Consider the following 17986-nt stretch of genomic DNA (forward strand, 5'->3'; position numbering starts at 1 on the left):
TCTCTTCCCAGAAGCGCCCATATCACCCTAGAGTGCTGCTAATTCCCGTAGGCACCAGGGCTTCTTGACAGGCGTGTGCCACAAAGTGTGACATTAGTGGCCACGATCGCAACAGCATTTGCATCCCACCGGTCGCGGGAGGACCCACCATGAGATTGTCAAGGACCGCCCTCGCGGCCGTGGCTGCGCTGGCCCTCGCCAGCCTTGCGGCCTGCGGCGGAAGCGACGCACCGAGCTCGCCGGCGCAGGGCGGCACCAAGCTGTACGAGGCGCTACCCGATGCCGTCAAGGAGGCGGGCGTCATCCGATTCGCCGGGGATTCACACCCGCCGTACCGGATCGTCGCCAATGACGGCAAGACCGTCACCGGCATCGACAAGGAGCTCCAGGACGCGCTCGCGAAGGTGCTGGGCGTCCGCACGGAGATCACCATCGTCGGCGGGCTCCCCGCCGCGCTGTCGGGCATGCTGGCCTCCCGGTACGACGCGTTCAACGGCCCGGTCAAGGACACCGCCGAGCGGGAGAAGCAGTTCGACGCCATCGTCTGGATGGTCAGCCGGACCTCCTACCTCGTCCCCAAGTCCGCCTCCTCGACGATCCAGAGCTCCGGTGACCTGTGCGGCAAGAAGGTCTCGGGAACGGCGGGCAGCATCGTGGAGGACCAGGTCAAGCGCCTGACCGAGTGGTGCGTCAAGCAGGGCAGGCCCGAAGTGTCCTTCCTCGGGCTGGCCGACACGAACGGCACCATCCTGGCCGCCAAGTCCGGCCGCGCCGACGCCGCCGGCATGACCGAGAGCGCCGCGCTCGACGCGATCTCCAAGGAGAAGGACGCCTTCACGTACGTGACCCAGACCGACGAGCAGGGGGCCGGCGTCGACCAGCTCGCCATGCTGGTGCCCAAGGCCGGCGGCCTCGGCCCGGTCATGCTCGACGCGTTCAAGGAGATCTTCGAGAACGGCGAGTACAGGCGGATCGTCGACAAGTACGGCCTGCAGAACGTCGCCGTCGACGAGCCCGGGTACAACACCGCGGCAGCCCAATGAGCGAGGCCCGCACGGTCGACGTCGCCGCCGCCCGCCCGCGCGTCCGCCCGATGCGCTGGGTGGCCGGCGCCGTGATGCTCGTGCTGGCCGCGCAGCTCGGCTGGTTCCTCTACACGAACCCGCGCTTCGAGTGGCCGGTGGTCGGCCAGTACCTGTTCCACCCGAACGTCCTGCTCGGCCTCGGCATGACCGTGCTGCTGACCGTCATCTGCATGACGCTCGGCAGCGGGCTCGGCGTGCTGCTCGCGGTCGGCCGGCTCAGCGCGTTCCGGCCGCTGTCCTGGGCCTGCACTCTCTACATCGGCTTGTTCCGCGGGGTGCCGCCCCTGGTGCAGCTGCTGTTCTGGTTCAACCTGGCCTACCTGCTGCCGCGGATCTCGCTGGGCGTCCCGTTCGGGCCCACGTTCGCCTCCTGGCCGACCAACACGGTGATCAGTGCGCTGACCGCCGCGATCATCGGGTTCACCCTGCACGAGGCCGCCTACATGGCGGAGATCGTCCGGGCCGGGATCCTCGGGGTGGACGCCGGGCAGAGGGACGCCGCCCGCGCCATGGGCTTCACCGCCGGGCAGAGCTTCTTCAAGGTCGTGCTGCCGCAGGCCATGCGGGTGATCATCCCGCCCACCGGCAGCCAGTTCATCAGCCTGCTCAAGGGCACCTCGCTGGTCAGCGTGATCGCCCTGGCCGACCTGCTGTACTCGGTGCAGGTCATCTACAACCAGACCTACCAGATCGTGCCGCTGCTGATCGTCGCCTGCTTCTGGTACCTGATCGTGGTCACCCTGCTGTCCGTCGGCCAGCAACGCCTGGAACGCCACTTCGGGAAGGGACAGTGATGAGCGGCGAGCCGGTCCTGCGCGTACGGGAGGTCCGCAAGAGCTTCGGCGACCACGCGGCGCTCGACGGCGTCAGCCTGGAGGTGCGCGAGGGCGAGGTCGTCACCGTGATCGGCCCGTCCGGCTCCGGCAAGTCCACTCTCGTCCGCTGCGTCCACCAGCTGGAGGCCATCGACGGCGGCGCCATGTACCTCGACGGGGAACTGCTCGGCCACGAGTTCCACAGGGGCCACCTGCGCCCCCTTCCCGCCAGGAAGGTGGCCGCCCAGCGCAGCCGGATGGGCATGGTCTTCCAGCAGTTCAACCTGTTCGCCCACTGGAGCGTGCTGCGCAACCTCACCGAGCCCCAGGTCCTGGTGCACGGCACGCCCGTGGAGAAGGCACGGGAGGAGGCGCTGCGCCTGCTGGAGCGCGTCGGGCTGTCGGACAAGGCACAGGCGCACCCCCGCCAGCTCTCCGGCGGCCAGCAGCAGCGCGTGGCCATCGCCCGCGCCTTGGCCACCAACCCGCGGATCATGCTGTTCGACGAGCCGACCAGCGCGCTGGACCCCGAGCTGGTCGACGAGGTGCTGAGCGTGGTGCGCGACCTCGCCGGGGGCGGCATGACCATGATCATCGTCACGCACGAGATGAGCTTCGCCCGCGAGGTCGCCGACCGGTGCGTCTTCATGGAGAAGGGCCGCGTCGTCGAGACCGGCACCCCCGAAGAGATCTTCGAACATCCCCGATCGCCCCGCCTGCGGGCGTTCCTGTCGCGCTTCTCCGGACGCGCGGCCGAGACCCCGCACGACCGCGTGCTCGAGGAGGAGACCGCGTCATGACCCTCACCGTGATGTCCGTCGGCGACCTGGTCGTCGACGAGCCGGACCCCGCGTCGTTCTTCGCGCCCGTCCGCGACACGCTGCGCCGCGGCGACGTGGTGATCGGCCACGTCGAGGTGCCGCACAGCACGTCCACCGCCCAGGTCAGCACCGACGTACCGGCGCCGCCCGCCGACCCGGCCGCGCTGCCCGCCATCGCCGACGCGGGCTTCCACATCGTGACCCTCGCGGGCAACCACGTCTACGACGTCGGCGACCAGGGCGTGGCCGACACCATCAAGTACGCGACGCAGGCCGGGCTGGCCACCGCCGGCGCCGGCATGAACCTCGACGAGGCCCGCCGCCCCGCCGTCGTCGAGCGCGGCGGGCTGCGCGTCGGCGTGCTCAGCTACAACTGCGTCGGCCCGCGCGAGTCCTGGGCCGGCAGCGCCAAACCAGGCTGCGCGCCCATCAAGGTCCTCACCCACTACGAGCTCGACCACGCCAGCCCCGGCGGGCCGCCCACCGTCTACACCTTCGCCGATCCCGGCCACCTGGAGCGGATGGCCGCCGACGTGGCCGCGCTGCGCGAGCGGGCCGACATCGTGCTCGTCTCCCTCCACAAGGGCGTCGGCCACACCCCGGCCGCGCTCGCCATGTACGAGAAGCCCGTCGCCCGCGCCGCCGTCGACGCCGGCGCGCACGCCGTCTTCGCCCACCACGCGCACATCATGCGCGGCATCGAGATGTACCGCGGCGCGCCCATCTACCACGGGCTGGGCAACTTCGTCACCGTCACCCACGCGCTCACGCCCGCCCCCGGCGCCGACGACGACCGCGCCGCCTGGGCGCGCCGCCGCGTCGAGCTGTACGGGTTCGCGCCCGACCCTGACATGCCCTACTACCCCTTCCACCCGGAGAGCCGCAACACCGCGATCGCGACCTGCCGGTTCGACGGGTCGGGGCTGGTCTCGGCCGGGTTCGTGCCCTGCTGGATCGACGACGCGGGCCGGCCGGTGCCGCTCGGCGACGGCGAGGACGGCCGGAGGGTCGCCGCGTACATCGAGCGGATCACCCGCCAGGCGGGGCTGAACGCGGAGTTCGGCTGGGACGGCGACGAGGTGGTGCTGCGTGGCTGACCGCCCCCTCGCCGGACGCACCGTCATCGACCTGACCACCGCGCTCTCCGGCCCGTACGCGACGCTGTTGCTCGCCGGGCTCGGCGCCCGCGTGATCAAGGTGGAGAACCCGCTCACCGGCGGCGACAGCTCCCGCAACAACTCGCCCTACGTCGGCGCCGGTGGGCTGACCGCGGTCCGGGGCGAGGGCGACGACATGTCGGTGTCGATGATGCTGCGCGGGCGCAACAAGCAGAGCGTCACGCTCAACCTCAAGCATCCCCGTGCCCGCGAGGTGCTCGCCGGCCTGGTCAGGGTGGCCGACGTCATGGTCGACAACTACAGCGCGGGCGTCACCGACCGGCTGGGCGTCGGCTACGACTGGGCGCGGGAGGTCAACCCGCGCATCGTGTGCACGTCCGTCAGCGGGTTCGGCGCCCAGGGCGGGCCCGGCTCCGGCAAGGCCATGGACACGATCGTGCAGGCGCTCAGCGGCGTGATGATGACCGCCGGCGCGCCCGGCGAGCCGCCCGTCCGCTTCGGGCTGCCCGTCGGCGACCTGGTCGCGCCGCTCTACGCGGTGATCGGCACGCTCGCCGCGGTCCTGCAGGCCGACGCCACCGGGCACGGGCAGTACGTCGACGTGTCGATGCTCGGCGCGCTCACCTCGCTGGTGGCGTGCGAGCCGTTCGACGCGTACGAGAAGCTGGGGCTGCCGTCGCGGACGGGCGCGACCGTGCCCCGGCTGGCGCCGTTCGGCACGTTCCCGGCCGCGGACGGCTGGTTCGCGCTGTGCGGGCCGACCGACGCGTTCGCCCGCGGCCTCTTCGCCGCCCTGGACCGCGACGAACTCGGCGCCGATCCTCGGTTCGCCACCCGCGACGCCCGCGTCGCCCACGCCGCCGAACTGCACGACCTGCTCGCCGCGTGGGCTGCCGAGCGTCCGCTCGCCTCCGTCCTGGACCTGCTGGCCCGGCACGGGGTGCCCGCCGCCGAGGTCCGCGACCCTGTCGCCGCCGTCCGCGACCCCATCGTCCTGTCGCGCGGCGAGGTCGTCCCCCTGGCGCATCCCCGCCACGGCCGGGTGGAGGACCTCCACGGCACGGGCGTGCCCATCCGCTTCTCCGGCGCCGACGCGGCCCTCGACCAGCCCGCCCCCGCCCTCGGCGAGCACAACAACGAGATCTACGGCGGCCTGCTGGGCTACTCCGACGACGACATCAAGTCCCTCGCCGACGACGGAGTGATCTGACAGTGCCCGCCGGACCCCTCACCGACCCGGAGCAGCCGCCCTCTCCCGCCGGGCGCGCGTCCGCCCCTGCCACCTTCTCTGAGCAGCCGGCTCCTCCCGTCGACCGGGCGTCCACGGAGGAGCGGGTTGGTCGCGGAGCCGTTCATGCCATCCCCGCGGAGGGTTCGCCGGGGAGGGGGTCTTCGGCGCTGGAGGCTCTGGAGGACGCCTACGCGCAGGCAAGCGGGCGTGCCGGGAGCGCGTTCGTGGTCGGGTACGTCGGCGCTGACGTGCCCGTCGAGTTGCTGACCGCCGCCGAGGCCTTCGCCGTGCGGCTCACGGGGGATCCGGACGCGGACTCCGCAGCGGGGGACCTGTATCTGGGTACGGGCGTGGATCCGATGGCGCGTTCCATCCTGTCGAGGCTGCTCACGGGCGCGTACGGTGAGCTGGACCGGATTGTGGTCGCGCATGACTGCGAGGCGTCGCTGCGCCTGTTCTACGCGCTGCGCGAGCTGCGGCGGGTCGAGCCGGGCGCGGGGGTGCCCGAGCCGTATCTGGTCGACGTCCGTCACCTGCCGCACCGCACCACCGCACGTTACAACCGGCGCAGGATCGGCGAGTTCGCCGCCCGGCTGGCCGCCTGGACCGGGCGCCCGCTCGACGTGGCGGGCGCGGTGGCCGCGCACGACGAGCGCCGGCGCCTGCTGGCCGCCGTCGCCGGGCTGCGCCGGGAGAGGCCGGCCCGCCTGACCGGCCGCCAGTTCCTCGCGGTCGCCAACGCCCCGCTGCCCCTACCCGAGCATGTCGCGCTGCTGGAGAAGCTGCTCTCCGAGGCCGCCGGCCTGCCCGCCCACCACCGCCGCCGGGTCTTCCTCACCGGCGGCGACCACGACACCCCGCACGTCTACGAAGCCATCGAGGCGGACGGACACGTCATCGTCGGTGAGGACCACTCCTTCGGCGACCCGTCCTTCGAAAGCCAGGTGGGCGCCGGAGACCTGGACGCGCTGGCCGAGCACTACCACCGGGGCGGCCCGTACGCCCCGGCATCGACCGCGGCCGAGCGGGCCGCCCACACGGCCGCGGCCGCCCGCCGCTGCCACGCCGACCTGCTCGTCGGCTACGCCAGGACCGGCGACGACGCCCCCGCCTGGGACTTTCCTGACCAGCGGGCCGCGCTCGGCATCCCGGCCGTCCTCCTGGACCGTCAGGAGTACGGCCGCGCAGACGTGAAGGAGCTCCGATGCCCAGCGTGAGCAAGCCCGCCGCGGCGACGCGCGGTGTGAAGTCTCTTGCCACCGCCGTCGAGGCCGCGCGGCACCAGCGCGAATGGTTCGCCGGCCTTCGGCGGAGGGTCGCGGCGGGGGAGCCGTTCGCGGTGGTCAACGCCGACGTGCCGCACGAGATCTTCCGCGTCATGGACATCCCGTACGTGGTCAGCCAGTGGTGGGCGTCGGTCGTGGCCGCCAAGCAGCGCTCGGCGCACTACCTGGAGAAGGTGCGCGAGCGCGGTTACCCCGACTACTCCGAGCAGTACAACGCGGTCACCCTCGGCTCGGCGTTCGACCCCGACCCGGGCGCGGGTCCGTGGGGCGGGCTCCCCAGGCCGTCGATCGTGGTGGGCGACGCCTCGGGCGACGTCACCAGGAAGATCTTCGACATTTGGGGCAGGGAGCCCGGCGTCACCTTCTTCCCGCTGGAGAGCGCCGCGGAGAACGAGGTGCCGGCCAACTGGTGGGAGCTCATGCCGCACCGCTGGGAGGAGGCCATCGGCCCGGCCCGGCTCGACCTGCTCACCGCCGAGCTGGAGAACCTCGTCAGGTTCCTGGAGACCACGACCGGCAGGAGGTTCCGCGAGTCGCGCTTCCGCGAGGTCATGGCTCTGGTCAACGAGCAGGAGAAGTGGAACAGGAAAGCGCGCGACCTCATCGCCCGCACCCGTCCCGCTCCGATCGGGGTGACGGACAGCATCCCCAGCGTCATGCTCCCGCAGTGGCACCGCGGCACCGAGTGGGCGCGCGACGCCGCCCGCCGCTTCTACGAGGAGGTTCGCGAGCGGGCCGACGCCGGACGGGCCGCCTGCCCCGGCGAGCGCGCCCGGCTGATGTGGATCGGCCGCGGCCTCTGGTACGACATGGGCTTCTACCAGCGCTTCCAGGACGAGTACGGCGCCGTGTTCGTGTGGTCGATGTACCTGGCGATCGCCGCCGACGGCTACATCCGCTACGGCGGTGACCCCATGCGGACGCTCGCCGCCCGCTTCGCCGCCTTCACCGACCAGCTCTACACGCCGCCCTGGTCCAGCGAGTGGTACGTGAAGGAGGCCCGCCTGCACGGCATCGACGGCGTGGTCCACCTGGTGTCCGACGACCCGCGCGGCAGCTACTTCACCGCCAGGGCGCTGGAGGCGGCCGGCATCCCCGTCCTCGACCTCCGCGCCGACAACGTCGACACCCGGACCTACGACGACGACGCGGTGGCCGGCCGCATCGGCCGCTGGCTGGAGGACGTCGTCCTGAGATAGCAGGATCGGCGCGACCCGTCCCGCACGGCCGGCCTCGCCCTGGCGTGATCGGCCTGGGCGGGCCCCTGGGCCCGATCGCGCCGGGTGTCAGGCGGGGAGGATCAGCAGGCGGTCCGGGTCCACGCCGATCCACACCTCGTCCGCCGTGACGTCGCCGCCCCCGGACCACAGCCGCGACGACAGGCCCTCCGCGTCGAGGTGGTGCTCGATGTGCGGGCCGGCGAACATGGAGATGCGCCGCCGGGCCCGCCACCGGTTCGGCCCGCCCGGTTCGTCCTCGCTCATCCGCCCGTGCTCCGGCCGCCAGATCGCCACGGCCCCCGCGCCCACCTCCAGCCCGGCCCCGCGCACCCCCGTCAGCGTCCCGTACGCCGTCCGTACCGTGGCCGTGCGGCCGTCGACTCCGGCCACCTCGCCGGGCACCTCGTTGGCGATCCCCACGAAGCCGGCCACGTACCGGGTGGCGGGCCGGTCGTAGATCTCGCGCGGTGGGCCGAGCTGCTCCACCCGGCCCGCCCGCATGACCGCGATCCGGGTCGCCAGCTCCATCGCCTCGGTCTGGTCGTGCGTCACGTGCACCGCGGCGAAACCCAGCCTGCGCTGCATGGCCAGCAGCTCGACCCGGAGCCGCTCGCGTACCTTGGCGTCCACGTTCGACAGCGGCTCGTCGAAGAGGATCAGCCCGTCACCGGCGACCAGGGCGCGGGCCAGCGCCACCCGCTGCTGCTGGCCGCCGCTCATCTCGCCGGGGAACTGCCGGGAGAGCTCGGGGATGCCCACCAGCTCCAGCACCTCCACGACCCGCCCGGCCAGCTCGTCCTTGCCCGGCCGCGAGCCGCGCCGGCTCCGCAGCGGGTAGGCGATGTTGTCGAACACGGACATGTGCGGCCACAGCGCGTACGACTGGAACATCATGCTGAGCCCCCGCCCCTCCGGCGGCACGTCCAGGCGCCGGGCGGCGTCGAACACCACCTGGCCCGCGATCTCCACGGTGCCGTCGTCGGGCGTCTCCAGGCCGGCGATCGAGCGCAGCAGGGTCGTCTTGCCGCAGCCGCTCGGCCCGAGCAGCACCAGGATCTCCGCCGGCGCCACTTCCAGCGACACGCCGTCCACGGCCGCGGCCAGCGTGCGGTCGACCCGCCGGTAGTTCTTGCGCACGCCGGTGAGCCGCACGATCGGCGGCTCACCGGTCTGCTGGGAAAGGTCGGTCTTCGCCATGGTCTGCATCGGGACACCTCAGGGCTGAGTTCGGGAGAGTGGGGAGCCGCCGCGCCGGCGCGCGTACCAGGTGACCGGCAGCACCACCAGCGACGTGGCCAGCGTCAGGATGATCGAGATGGCGCCGAGCATCGCGTAGTCGCCGTTGGCGAACACCTCCAGGATGCGGAAGCCGACCACCTCGTTGCCGGTGCCGGCCAGGATCGCCGAGGCGCCGATGTCACCGGCGATGGTCACGAACAGCAGCGCCCACCCGGCCAGCAGGCCCGGCGTCATCAGCGGCAGCGTGATCCTGCGGAAGGTCCGCGACTGCCCGGCGCCGCTGATCCTGGACGCGTCGGTCAGCTCGGGCGCGACCTGGCTGATCGCCGCGTCCGACGCGGTCGTGGCCTGCGGCATGTGCAGCGAGATGTACGCGAGCATCAGGATCCAGAGCGTGCCGCCCAGGTGGAACGGCGCCCCGCTGAACGCCAGCACGAAACCGACCGCGATGACCAGGTGCGACAGCGTCGGCGGGAACTTGATGGCGGCGTCGACCAGCATCCCGGCGCCCCGGCCCGACCTGCGGACCAGCACCGACACCACGGCCGCCGCCAGCACCCCGACGGTCGCGCAGACCACGCCGAGCACGAGGCTGTTGAGCAGCGCCTCCTGGGTGGCGGTGTCGGTCAGCGTGCGGACCACCGCGTCCAGGTTGAGCCGCGACCAGTCGACCGTGTTGCTCCAGAACCCGGTCAGCGACACCAGCACCAGCGCGCCGAGCGGCAGGACCGAGGTCAGCGCCAGATACAGCACGATCGCCGCCCGCACCGGCGTCCGCCACCGGCCCAGCCGCATCGGGCGTGGCCGGGCGCCCTTGCCGCCGATCCCGGCGGTGCGGGTGCTGCGCAGCATCCGGGTCTGCGCGTACCAGACCAGGGTGACGACCAGCATGACGACGAGGTTGAGCGCCACCGCCACACCGGTCTCCGGCGGGTAGGTGAACGACAGCAGCTGTACGACCCGTACGGAAAGGATGTCCAGGCCCGCCTGCGGGGCCAGGATCGCCGGGATGGAGAACAGGCCGAAGCCCGTCCACACCATCAGCAGCGCGGCGGCCCCCATGCTGGGCCGCACCGCCGGCAGCGAGATGCGGCGCAGCGTGCGCAGCGGCCCCGCGCCGCTCATCCGCGACTGCTCCTCCAGCGCCGGGTCGGTGTTGCGCAGCCCGGCCGAGACGATCATGAACACGTACGGGACCTGGTAGATCGTGTAGACGAAGATGATCCCGTACCACGAATGGACGTCGACCGGTCCCGTGCCCTCGATGCCGAGCAGCGGGCGCAGGGCGAGGTTGAGGTAGCCGGAGCGCTCCGAGCCGAGCAGCGACCAGCCGATCGCGCCCGCGATCGGCGGCAGCAGGAACGGCACCAGCGGCACCACGTCGGTGAGCAGCCCCATCCGGGCGTCGGTGCGCTCGTTCACCCAGGCCAGGGACGAGCCGATGACCAGCCCTGCCAGCCCGCTCGCGCCCACCACCGCCGCCGTGTGCCACAGCAGCGTGACCAGGTCCGGCTGGGCGAGCATGTCGCGGATGGGGGCCAGGTCGATCCGGCCGTCGGTGACGAACGGCCGGATCACCACCAGGGCCAGCGGGTAGACGGCCAGCGCGCCCAGCGCCAGCGCCAGCAGCGTGCCGGCGACCTGGAACGGGGTGAGCGCGCCGAGCCGGTCCCGGACCCGGGTCAGGGCGGTCACGTGCCCGCCTCGCCCAGGCCGAGCAGGGTGTGGATCCGCTCGGAGGTGGTGCCGGTCAGGTCACGGTTGAAGGCGTAGCGGGCCGGCAGCGACGCCGGGTCGAGCGGCGATCCCGAGCCGGGCATGGCGTTCAGCCTGGCGTTGCCCTCCTTGCTCATCAGGTAGTGCACGAACAGGCGGGCGGCGTTCGGGTGGACCGCCTTCGCCGCCAGGCCGGGCACGATCTCCGGCCCGGTCGAGGCCTCGGGCTGCACGTACTCGACGGGCGCGCCCTTGGCCTTGAGGTCGTCGGCGATCGACTGCACGCCCGGCATCACGATCGCGCCCTCGCCCGCGGCGAGCTGCTGCGTGGCGGGCGCGGAGCCGGGCGCCACGATCGGGTCCTGCGCCTTCAGCTCGGTGAGGAACTCCTCGCCGTACTCCTTGACGATCAGGTTCCAGAACGGCGTGTACGCGGCCGAGGTGCGCGGGTCGACCAGGATGACCTTGCCCTTCCACTTCGGGTCGAGGATGTCCTTCCAGTCCTTGATCGCGCCGCCCGCCTCCTGGCTGTTGACCGCGATCCCGGACGGCTGGACCTGGACCACCGCGGTGCCGTCGTCGGGCAGCAGGTACTTGTCCGGGTAGCCGTTCGGGTAGTCCGGGATGCCGGCGTCGGCCAGCTTCACCGTCCAGCCCTTCGACAGCGCCTCGGGGATGAACGGCGTGTACGAGCCGACGAACAGGTCGGCGGCCGGCTTGCCGCTCTCGGCCTCGGCGGCGAAGCGCTGGGCGAGGTCGCTGGAGGTCAGCCGGATGAACTTGACCTTGATTCCGTACTTCTTCGCGAAGTCGTCGGAGACGGCCTTGGCGATGTTCTCGGCCGGCACGCTGTACCAGACCAGCTCGCCTTCCTTCTGCGCGGCCTGGATGAGCGTCCGCAGCGCGGGCGGCGCGTCGGCGGGCACGGCCGACGTGACGCCGGTCCCGCCGCCGGAGCCGCCCGCGCCGCACGCGGTGGCGGCCAGGAGCAGGGCGGCCGCGGCGGAGAGGCGCAGACGAGAGATCATGATTCCTCCAGGGGGTGGTCCGTACGGACGATCACGGCGTCGCCGGACGGGTCGAACACGGTGCGGAGTCCTTGGTCCGCGCCGACGTCACGCAGGTAGGCGACGACCTCGCCGAAGCGGGCGTCGGAGCGGGGCAGGAACTCGGGGCGGGACGAGCGGTCGATGTAGGCGGGCAGGAACGCCACCTCGCCGATGCCGTCGCGGGAGATCCGGCAGCGCACCGCGATGGTCTTGCGCGAGTCGTGCGGGAAGTTGTATGTGCTGTCCAGGTCGGGCTCCCAGCCCGGGTGCAGCTTGAGCAGCTCGCGGAAGCCCTTGCTCGCCGCGTGTTCGGCCGTCATCGGCAGGTCCATGGCGAAGTTGCCGAGGCTGTAGAAGATCGCTTTGCCCCGGTAGACCTCGACGCCCTTCAGGATGTGGGCGTGGTGGCCGAGTATGAGGTCCGCCCCCGCGTCGATCGCGGCGTGCGCCACGTCCCGCTGGTAGTCGGCGAGCGCGGCGGGCACGAAGTGGATGCCCCAGTGCAGCGAGACGATCACCAGGTCGGCCCGCTCCTTCGCCCGCGCGATGCCTTCGGTGAGCGCGGCCAGGTCCTCCCGGTGCGGGTACGTGATGATCCGGCAGGGAGTGCCCGGCTGGTCGGGCTCGGTCGGCTCGTACACCGTGTGGGCGCGCATCGGTGCGCACCCGGGCCGCCGCTCGGTCGCCCAGTAGTCGGCGGGCAGGATGCTGCAGGCGGCGAGGAACGCGATCCGCGTGCCGCCGCGCTCGACGATCCGCGGCTCGCGCGCCTCGGCGAGGTCGGCGCCGACGCCGAGCACGGTGATGTGCTCGCCCTCCAGCGCGTCGATGGTGTCGAAGAAGCCGTCCTGCCCCCAGTCCATGCAGTGGTTGCCGGCCCACGACACCACGTCGAACCCGGCTTCGCGCAGCGACCCTGCTGTGGCAGGAGCGGCGCGAGCGGTGTGCCGGACTTGCGGCAGGCGGGTGCCGCGGTCGGTCAGGTTCATCTCCAGCTGGCAGAAGGCCAGGTCACCGCCGCGCAGCGTGGGGCCGACGCGGGCGAACAGGGTGCCGGGATCCGGCCGTTCCGGGCCCACGTCACCCACGGCGTACAGGGTCAGTTCGTCGCTCATGCGCTCCTCCTGGAGTACCGCTCGTGCGCCGGCGCCAGCACGGCCAAGACCGGCCCGTCGTCCGCGAGCGCCAGCACGGCGTCGCGTACGTAACGGGCGGCGCGGCGGCCGATCACCGGTTCGGCGAGGCCGAGGAACTTGGCCTCGATCTCCTCGCCGGACATCGGGGCGGCCGGGCTGCCCGGCGCCTCCGCGAGGCGGCGCAGCTCCCGGCCGTCGCGCAGGCGGATCCGGACCCGGGCCAGCAGCCTGCGCGGGAACGACTTCTCGGCCTCGGCGTCGTGCTCCAGCCGGACGCGTCCGGCCAGCGCGGACACCTCGGGCAGCGCGAAGCCCGCCTGCTCCAGCAACTCGTAGTGGCCGGGGTCGTTGCCGCCGAGCACCAGGTGCATGGCGACCGCGTGGCGGGCGCTGAACTGGGCCTCGGTCATGTCGCGGGGGTACGCCCCGACGGCGCCGACGTGCGCCAGCGTGGCGGCGTCCAACCCGACCACGATCTCCTCGACGTCCCGGGCGTCGAGGCCGGCGACGGGCTTTTCCACGTTCCCGGCTCCGAGGCCGGCGGCGCTCTCTCCCACGTCCGCACTTTCCAGGCCCGCCGCGCGCAGCTCGCTGATCGCCCGCAGCGGCGCCTGGATGCCCGCGCACACGCAGTACCGCTTGAGCGCCAGGCCGTGCAGTTCCCAACGTTCCCCGAGCCCTGCCGTCAGCGCGGCCGGGCGCGGTTCCGCGACGAAGGCGCGCAGCAGGCCGCGCGGGCCCTCCACCGCGGTCCGAGGCCCGGTGAACCCGTCGGCGGCCAGGGTCGCGGCCCGGATCCCGGCCATCGCGGCCAGCCCGGCGTGCAACCGCTTGACCTCGCCGCCGGATCGGGTGTACTCGGTGACGCCGCCCGCCTGACTGGCGGCCAGCCCGTACGCGGACGCGGTCGTGTCCTCGTCCACCCCGCGCAGCCCGCATGCCACGGCGGCCGCGCCGAACACGCCGTGCACGCTGGTGACGTGGAAGCCCCGGTCGGACGTGAGCGACGGGGTGGTGGCCAGCCCGAACCGCACCACGGTCTCGAACCCGGCCGCGGCGGCGGCCAGCACCGCGTGCCCCCGCGCCGCGGTCTCCTCACCGACGGCCAGCGCGACCGGCACCACCACGCATCCGGGATGGGCCAGCGCAGGCAGGGCGTAGTCGTCGATCTCGAACCCGTGCGCCGCGGTGGCGTTGGCCAGCGCCGCCCACTCGGGCCGCCCCGTGCCCGCCGTCCCGTACAGCGTGCACGCGCCCGGTCCGGTCTCCCGCAGCGCGTACCGCCGCACGACCGCGTTCCACGGCTTCGCCGATCCGGCGATCCCGGCCCCGACGCTGTCCAGCACATGCCACGTGACCCGCTCCACCACCTCCGCCGGCAGCCCCGCGAACCTCACCCCGGCCGCGAACCCCGCCAGCTCGGCGGTGATCCCCTTCACCGCGGCCCCCCGTCCTGGACCGCGGTGCGGGAGGGGGCCGATGACCGGGAGACGGGGGACTCCTTCAGGGAGAAGTGACAGGCCACCTGGTGGTCGTCGCCGACGGGGCGCAGGTCGGGGGCCTGCTCGGCGCAGACCGGCTGGGCCAGAGGGCAGCGGGTGCGGAAGCGGCAGCCGGACGGGGGGCGCAGCGGGGAGGGGACCTCGCCCTTGAGCGGTGGTCCGGGGGGAGGCGCGAGCGGGTCGGGCACGGGCACCGCGTCCAGAAGGGCGCGGGTGTACGGGTGCGCGGGCGCGCCGTAGACGCTGTCCACGTCGCCGATCTCGACGATCCGGCCCAGGTACATCACCGCGACGCGGTCGCTGACGTTGCGCACCACGCCCAGGTCGTGGGAGATGAACAGCAGCGACAGCCCGTGCCTGGCCTTCACGTCCTGCAGGAGGTTGATCACCTGCGCCTGCACGGAGACGTCCAGCGAGGCCACCGGCTCGTCGCACACCAGCAGGTCGGGCTCCAGCACGAGCGCGCGGGCGATGGCGATGCGCTGGCACTGGCCGCCTGAGAACTCGTGCGGGCGTCGGTCGCCGACCTCGGCCGGGTTCAGCCCCACCTCGGCCAGCGCCGCGTCCACCCGGCCGGCGATCTCGGCGCGCGGCCGGCCCGCGATGACCGGTCCTTCCGCCACCAGGTCGCGGACCCGCCGCCCCGGGTTGAGCGCCGAGCGCGGGTCCTGCCACACGATCTGCAGGCTGGGCCGTACCCGCCGCATGTCCCGCCGCGAAAGAGCGGTCAGCTCCTCGCCGCGGAACCGTACGCTGCCCGCGTCCGGCGGCGGAAGCTGGAGCACGGCTCGCCCGGTGGTGGACTTCCCGCACCCCGACTCGCCGACCAGCCCGAGCGTCTGCGCGCGCCCCAGCGTGAATCCGACCCGGGAAACGGCCTCGATCACCCCACCGGGCACCCGGAACCGCTTGACCAGGTTCTCCACCCGCAACAGCGGCGGCTCAGGGCGGGGGAGCGGGGTGGGCGGTTCGCTCGTCATGTCGTCTCACCTTCGGCGGGGTGGAAGCAGGCGTGCGCGTGCCCGCCGGACTCCCCTTGGAGCGGGGGCGACTCGCTCTCGCAGCGTTCGCCGCGGGCGGGGCAGCGGGGGGCGAAGGCGCAGCCGGGGGCCGTGCCGGCCAGGTCAGGGGGCGCCCCCGGGATGACCCGGAGACGGGTGTGCGGGGGCGCGTCCAGCCGGGGGATGGCGCCGAGCAGGGCGTCGGTGTAACGGTGGCGGGCCCGGCCGAACACCTCACGGGTGGGCCCGCGCTCGACGATCCGGCCCGCGTACATCACCGCCGTCTCGTCGGCCCGCCCGGCGATCACGCCCAGGTCGTGGCTGACCATGATCAGGCCCATGCCGCGATCCCTGGCCAGGCCGGTCAGCAGGTCGAGGATCTGCCGCTGCACGGTCACGTCGAGCGCGGTGGTCGCCTCGTCCGCGATCAGCAGCTCGGGGTCGCACGACAGCGCCATGGCGATCGTGATGCGCTGGCGCAGGCCGCCGGAGAACTGGTGCGGGTAGTGCCGCAGCCGGCGGCCCGGGTCGGGGACGCCCACCTGCTCCAGCAGGTCCGCCGCGCGGGCGCGGGCGGCGGCCCTCGACAGGCCGTGATGGTGCCGTACGGCCTCGCCGATCTGCCGCCCGACGGGCACGACCGGGTTGAGCGCGGACATCGGGTCCTGGAACACCATGCCGACGTGCCGTCCCACGAAAGCGCGCCTGGCCTCGTACGGCATGTCTGTCAGTGAGGCGCCGGAGACGGTGATGGCGCCGGACACGCTCGCCCGCGCGGGCGCGGCGCCGACCAGCGTCCTGACCAGGGTGGACTTGCCGCAGCCCGACTCGCCGACCAGCCCGAGCACCTGCCCGCGCGCCAGCGTGAGCGAGACGCCGTCCACGGCGCGCACGGTGCCGCGCGCGCTGGGGATGTGGCAGCGCAGGTCCTCCACGACCAGCAGCGGCCCCTTCACCGCGCGTCACCCGCCCCCGGGTCGACCCGGGCGCGCAGGTGCTCGCCGACGGTGTTGAACGACAGGACGGTCAGGAACATGGCCGCGCACGGCACCAGCACGAGCTGGGGAGACATGGCCAGGAAGTCCTTGCCGGCGGCGATCATCGCGCCCCAGCTCGGCGCGGGCGGCGGGATGCCGACGCCCAGGAAGCTCAACGCGCCCTCCACCATGATCATGAGCGCGGCCATCACGACCGCGTACGAGGCCACCGGCGGCACGCAGCCGGGCATCAGCTCGCGGAACAGCAGGCGACCGTGCCCGGCGCCGAGCGCCTCGGCCGCCACCACGTACTCCCGGTTCAGCCGGGCCAGCGCGGCCGCCTTGGCGAGCCGCGCGAACGGCGGGACGAACAGCAGCCCCAGGCTCGCCACCAGGGTGCCGACGCCGGGCCGCACGACGGCGGCGAGGGCGAGCAGCAGGAGCAGCGGAGGGAAGGCCAGGATCGCGTCCAGGACCACGCCGATGACCGACTCGGCGAAGCCGCGCAGGTAGGCGGCCAGCACGCCGAGCAACCCGCCGAGGACGGCCGCGAGGAGCGTCGCGCCGATGCTCACGGTCAGCGAGATCCGCGCCCCGTGGATCAGCCGGGACAGCACCGAGCGGCCGATGCCGTCCGTGCCGAGGATCTCGGGGAAGGAAGCGAACGGCGGCAGGTTCGGCCCGCCTACGGGGGCGTCGGGCGCGGGCAGCGGCAGCAGGCCCACGCCGAGTGCCAGCAGGCCGAGCAGGCCGAGCCAGCCGGAGGCCAGCCACAGAGCGGTGCCGCCGCGCCGGGTCGGAGTGTTCGTCATCGCGCCCGCGTCCTCGGGTCGAGCACCGTGTAGCCCAGGTCGACGAGCATGTTCACGACCACGTACGTGATCGCGACCAGCACCACCAGCCCCTGGATCACCGGGATGTCCTTGGCCGGGATGGACTGCAGCGCGAGCCCGCCCAGGCCGGGCAGCGCGAAGAGGCTCTCCACCACCACCGATCCGGCCAGCAGCCGGCCGAACACCACCGCCGCCATCGTCACCAGCGGCAGCGCCGACGGCCGCAGCACGTGGCGGAACAGGATGTAGCGGCGGGGCAGCCCGCGGGTGGCGGCGGTCCGCACGAAGTCCTCCCTGAGCGTGGCCACCACGTCGCCGCGCAGCAGGCGCAGCAGCGTGGGCGTCTCGCCGACTGCCAGCGCGACCGCGGGCAGGAACGCGAAGCGCAGGTTCTCGGCGAGCCCCGCCGACAGCGGAGCCCAGCCCGAGACCGGGAACCAGCCCGTCGTCAGGGCCAGCAGGTAGATGAGCACGACCCCGGCGACGAACACCGGGATCGACATCAGCGCCGACGCCCCCGCCGTGACCACCCGGTCCAGCGGCCCGCCGACCCGGGCGCCGCTGTAGACGCCCAGCGGCACCGCGACCAGCAGGGAGATCCCCACCGCGAGCAGGGCGATCTCCAGCGTCACCGGCAGCCGCTCCAGGATCGTGCCGAGCACCGGCTGACCGGACTGGACGGACCGGCCCAGGTCGCCGGTGAGCAGCCCGCCGACCCAGTCCAGGTAGCGGACCGGGAACGGCCGGTCGAACCCGTACTCGGCGTCCATCGCGGCGAGCTGCTCGGGCGTGGCGGTCGGGCCGAGGATCGCCGCAGACGGCGAACCGGGCATCAGGTCGACCAGCGCCGCCGCGGCCAGCGTGACCAGCAGGAGCACGGCGAGGAGGTGGGCGGCGCGCCGCGCGGACCGGCCGAGCCGGACGCGCGGCGCGGCGAGAGCGCCGGCAGTCATGGGC

16 protein-coding genes are annotated in these 17986 nt (G+C 73.2%); 7 read left to right on the forward strand and 9 right to left on the reverse strand.

What is annotated here, in order from left to right:
• The first annotated feature begins 149 nt into the window (after positions 1-149).
• The 7 genes from KME79_RS16860 to KME79_RS16890 all read left to right on the forward strand — a co-directional run bounded on the left by KME79_RS16860 (position 150) and on the right by KME79_RS16890 (position 7555).
• On the forward strand, positions 150-1043 hold the full coding sequence (locus KME79_RS16860) for a transporter substrate-binding domain-containing protein (protein ID WP_246639970.1): 894 nt from the start codon (positions 150-152) through the stop codon (positions 1041-1043).
• Positions 1040-1879, forward strand: a complete 840-nt coding sequence (locus KME79_RS16865; protein WP_219545223.1) for an amino acid ABC transporter permease — start codon at positions 1040-1042, stop codon at positions 1877-1879. The genes KME79_RS16860 and KME79_RS16865 overlap by 4 nt, the downstream gene beginning before the upstream one ends.
• Positions 1879-2700 carry an amino acid ABC transporter ATP-binding protein gene (locus KME79_RS16870; RefSeq protein ID WP_219545224.1) on the forward strand — a complete coding sequence of 274 codons (822 nt, stop codon included), beginning with the start codon at positions 1879-1881 and terminating at the stop codon, positions 2698-2700. The genes KME79_RS16865 and KME79_RS16870 overlap by 1 nt, the downstream gene beginning before the upstream one ends.
• Positions 2697-3818 (forward strand): CapA family protein, encoded by a 1122-nt coding sequence (locus KME79_RS16875; protein ID WP_219545225.1) that lies wholly within the window; start codon positions 2697-2699, stop codon positions 3816-3818. Before KME79_RS16870 ends, KME79_RS16875 begins: the two co-directional genes overlap by 4 nt.
• Positions 3811-5049, forward strand: coding sequence for a CaiB/BaiF CoA transferase family protein (locus KME79_RS16880; RefSeq protein WP_219545226.1), 1239 nt, complete (start codon positions 3811-3813; stop codon positions 5047-5049). Before KME79_RS16875 ends, KME79_RS16880 begins: the two co-directional genes overlap by 8 nt.
• Before the next feature lie 245 nt (positions 5050-5294).
• Entirely contained in the window at positions 5295-6287 is a 993-nt protein-coding gene (locus KME79_RS16885) for a 2-hydroxyacyl-CoA dehydratase (protein WP_308248940.1), read from the forward strand.
• Positions 6275-7555 (forward strand): 2-hydroxyacyl-CoA dehydratase family protein, encoded by a 1281-nt coding sequence (locus tag KME79_RS16890; RefSeq protein WP_246639971.1) that lies wholly within the window; start codon positions 6275-6277, stop codon positions 7553-7555. Before KME79_RS16885 ends, KME79_RS16890 begins: the two co-directional genes overlap by 13 nt.
• Before the next feature lie 87 nt (positions 7556-7642).
• On the opposite strand, the gene KME79_RS16895 is transcribed toward KME79_RS16890, so the two are convergent.
• The 9 genes from KME79_RS16895 to KME79_RS16935 are packed head-to-tail and all read right to left on the reverse strand — an operon-like array spanning position 7643 to position 17982.
• On the reverse strand, positions 7643-8782 hold the full coding sequence (locus KME79_RS16895) for an ABC transporter ATP-binding protein (protein ID WP_219545227.1): 1140 nt from the start codon (positions 8780-8782) through the stop codon (positions 7643-7645).
• Positions 8783-8791: 9 nt separating this feature from the next.
• Positions 8792-10510: an ABC transporter permease gene (locus KME79_RS16900; RefSeq protein WP_219545228.1), complete on the reverse strand. Its 1719-nt coding sequence runs from the start codon at positions 10508-10510 to the stop codon at positions 8792-8794.
• The gene (locus KME79_RS16905; RefSeq protein ID WP_219545229.1) at positions 10507-11559 is read right to left on the reverse strand and encodes an ABC transporter substrate-binding protein; all 1053 of its coding nucleotides are present in this window, start codon (positions 11557-11559) and stop codon (positions 10507-10509) included. The genes KME79_RS16900 and KME79_RS16905 overlap by 4 nt, the downstream gene beginning before the upstream one ends.
• Positions 11556-12695 carry a CapA family protein gene (locus tag KME79_RS16910; RefSeq protein WP_219545230.1) on the reverse strand — a complete coding sequence of 380 codons (1140 nt, stop codon included), beginning with the start codon at positions 12693-12695 and terminating at the stop codon, positions 11556-11558. The genes KME79_RS16905 and KME79_RS16910 overlap by 4 nt, the downstream gene beginning before the upstream one ends.
• Positions 12692-14155, reverse strand: a complete 1464-nt coding sequence (locus KME79_RS16915; protein ID WP_219545231.1) for an MmgE/PrpD family protein — start codon at positions 14153-14155, stop codon at positions 12692-12694. The genes KME79_RS16910 and KME79_RS16915 overlap by 4 nt, the downstream gene beginning before the upstream one ends.
• Positions 14152-15198 (reverse strand): ABC transporter ATP-binding protein, encoded by a 1047-nt coding sequence (locus tag KME79_RS16920; protein ID WP_219545232.1) that lies wholly within the window; start codon positions 15196-15198, stop codon positions 14152-14154. The genes KME79_RS16915 and KME79_RS16920 overlap by 4 nt, the downstream gene beginning before the upstream one ends.
• Positions 15195-16175 (reverse strand): ABC transporter ATP-binding protein, encoded by a 981-nt coding sequence (locus KME79_RS16925; RefSeq protein WP_219545233.1) that lies wholly within the window; start codon positions 16173-16175, stop codon positions 15195-15197. The genes KME79_RS16920 and KME79_RS16925 overlap by 4 nt, the downstream gene beginning before the upstream one ends.
• Positions 16172-17008, reverse strand: coding sequence for an ABC transporter permease (locus KME79_RS16930; RefSeq protein ID WP_219545234.1), 837 nt, complete (start codon positions 17006-17008; stop codon positions 16172-16174). Before KME79_RS16930 ends, KME79_RS16925 begins: the two co-directional genes overlap by 4 nt.
• Positions 17005-17982 carry an ABC transporter permease gene (locus tag KME79_RS16935; RefSeq protein ID WP_219545235.1) on the reverse strand — a complete coding sequence of 326 codons (978 nt, stop codon included), beginning with the start codon at positions 17980-17982 and terminating at the stop codon, positions 17005-17007. Before KME79_RS16935 ends, KME79_RS16930 begins: the two co-directional genes overlap by 4 nt.
• Between the last annotated feature and the right edge of the window lie 4 nt (positions 17983-17986).

The organism is Nonomuraea harbinensis, from assembly GCF_019396385.1.
Classification (GTDB): domain Bacteria; phylum Actinomycetota; class Actinomycetes; order Streptosporangiales; family Streptosporangiaceae; genus Nonomuraea; species Nonomuraea ferruginea.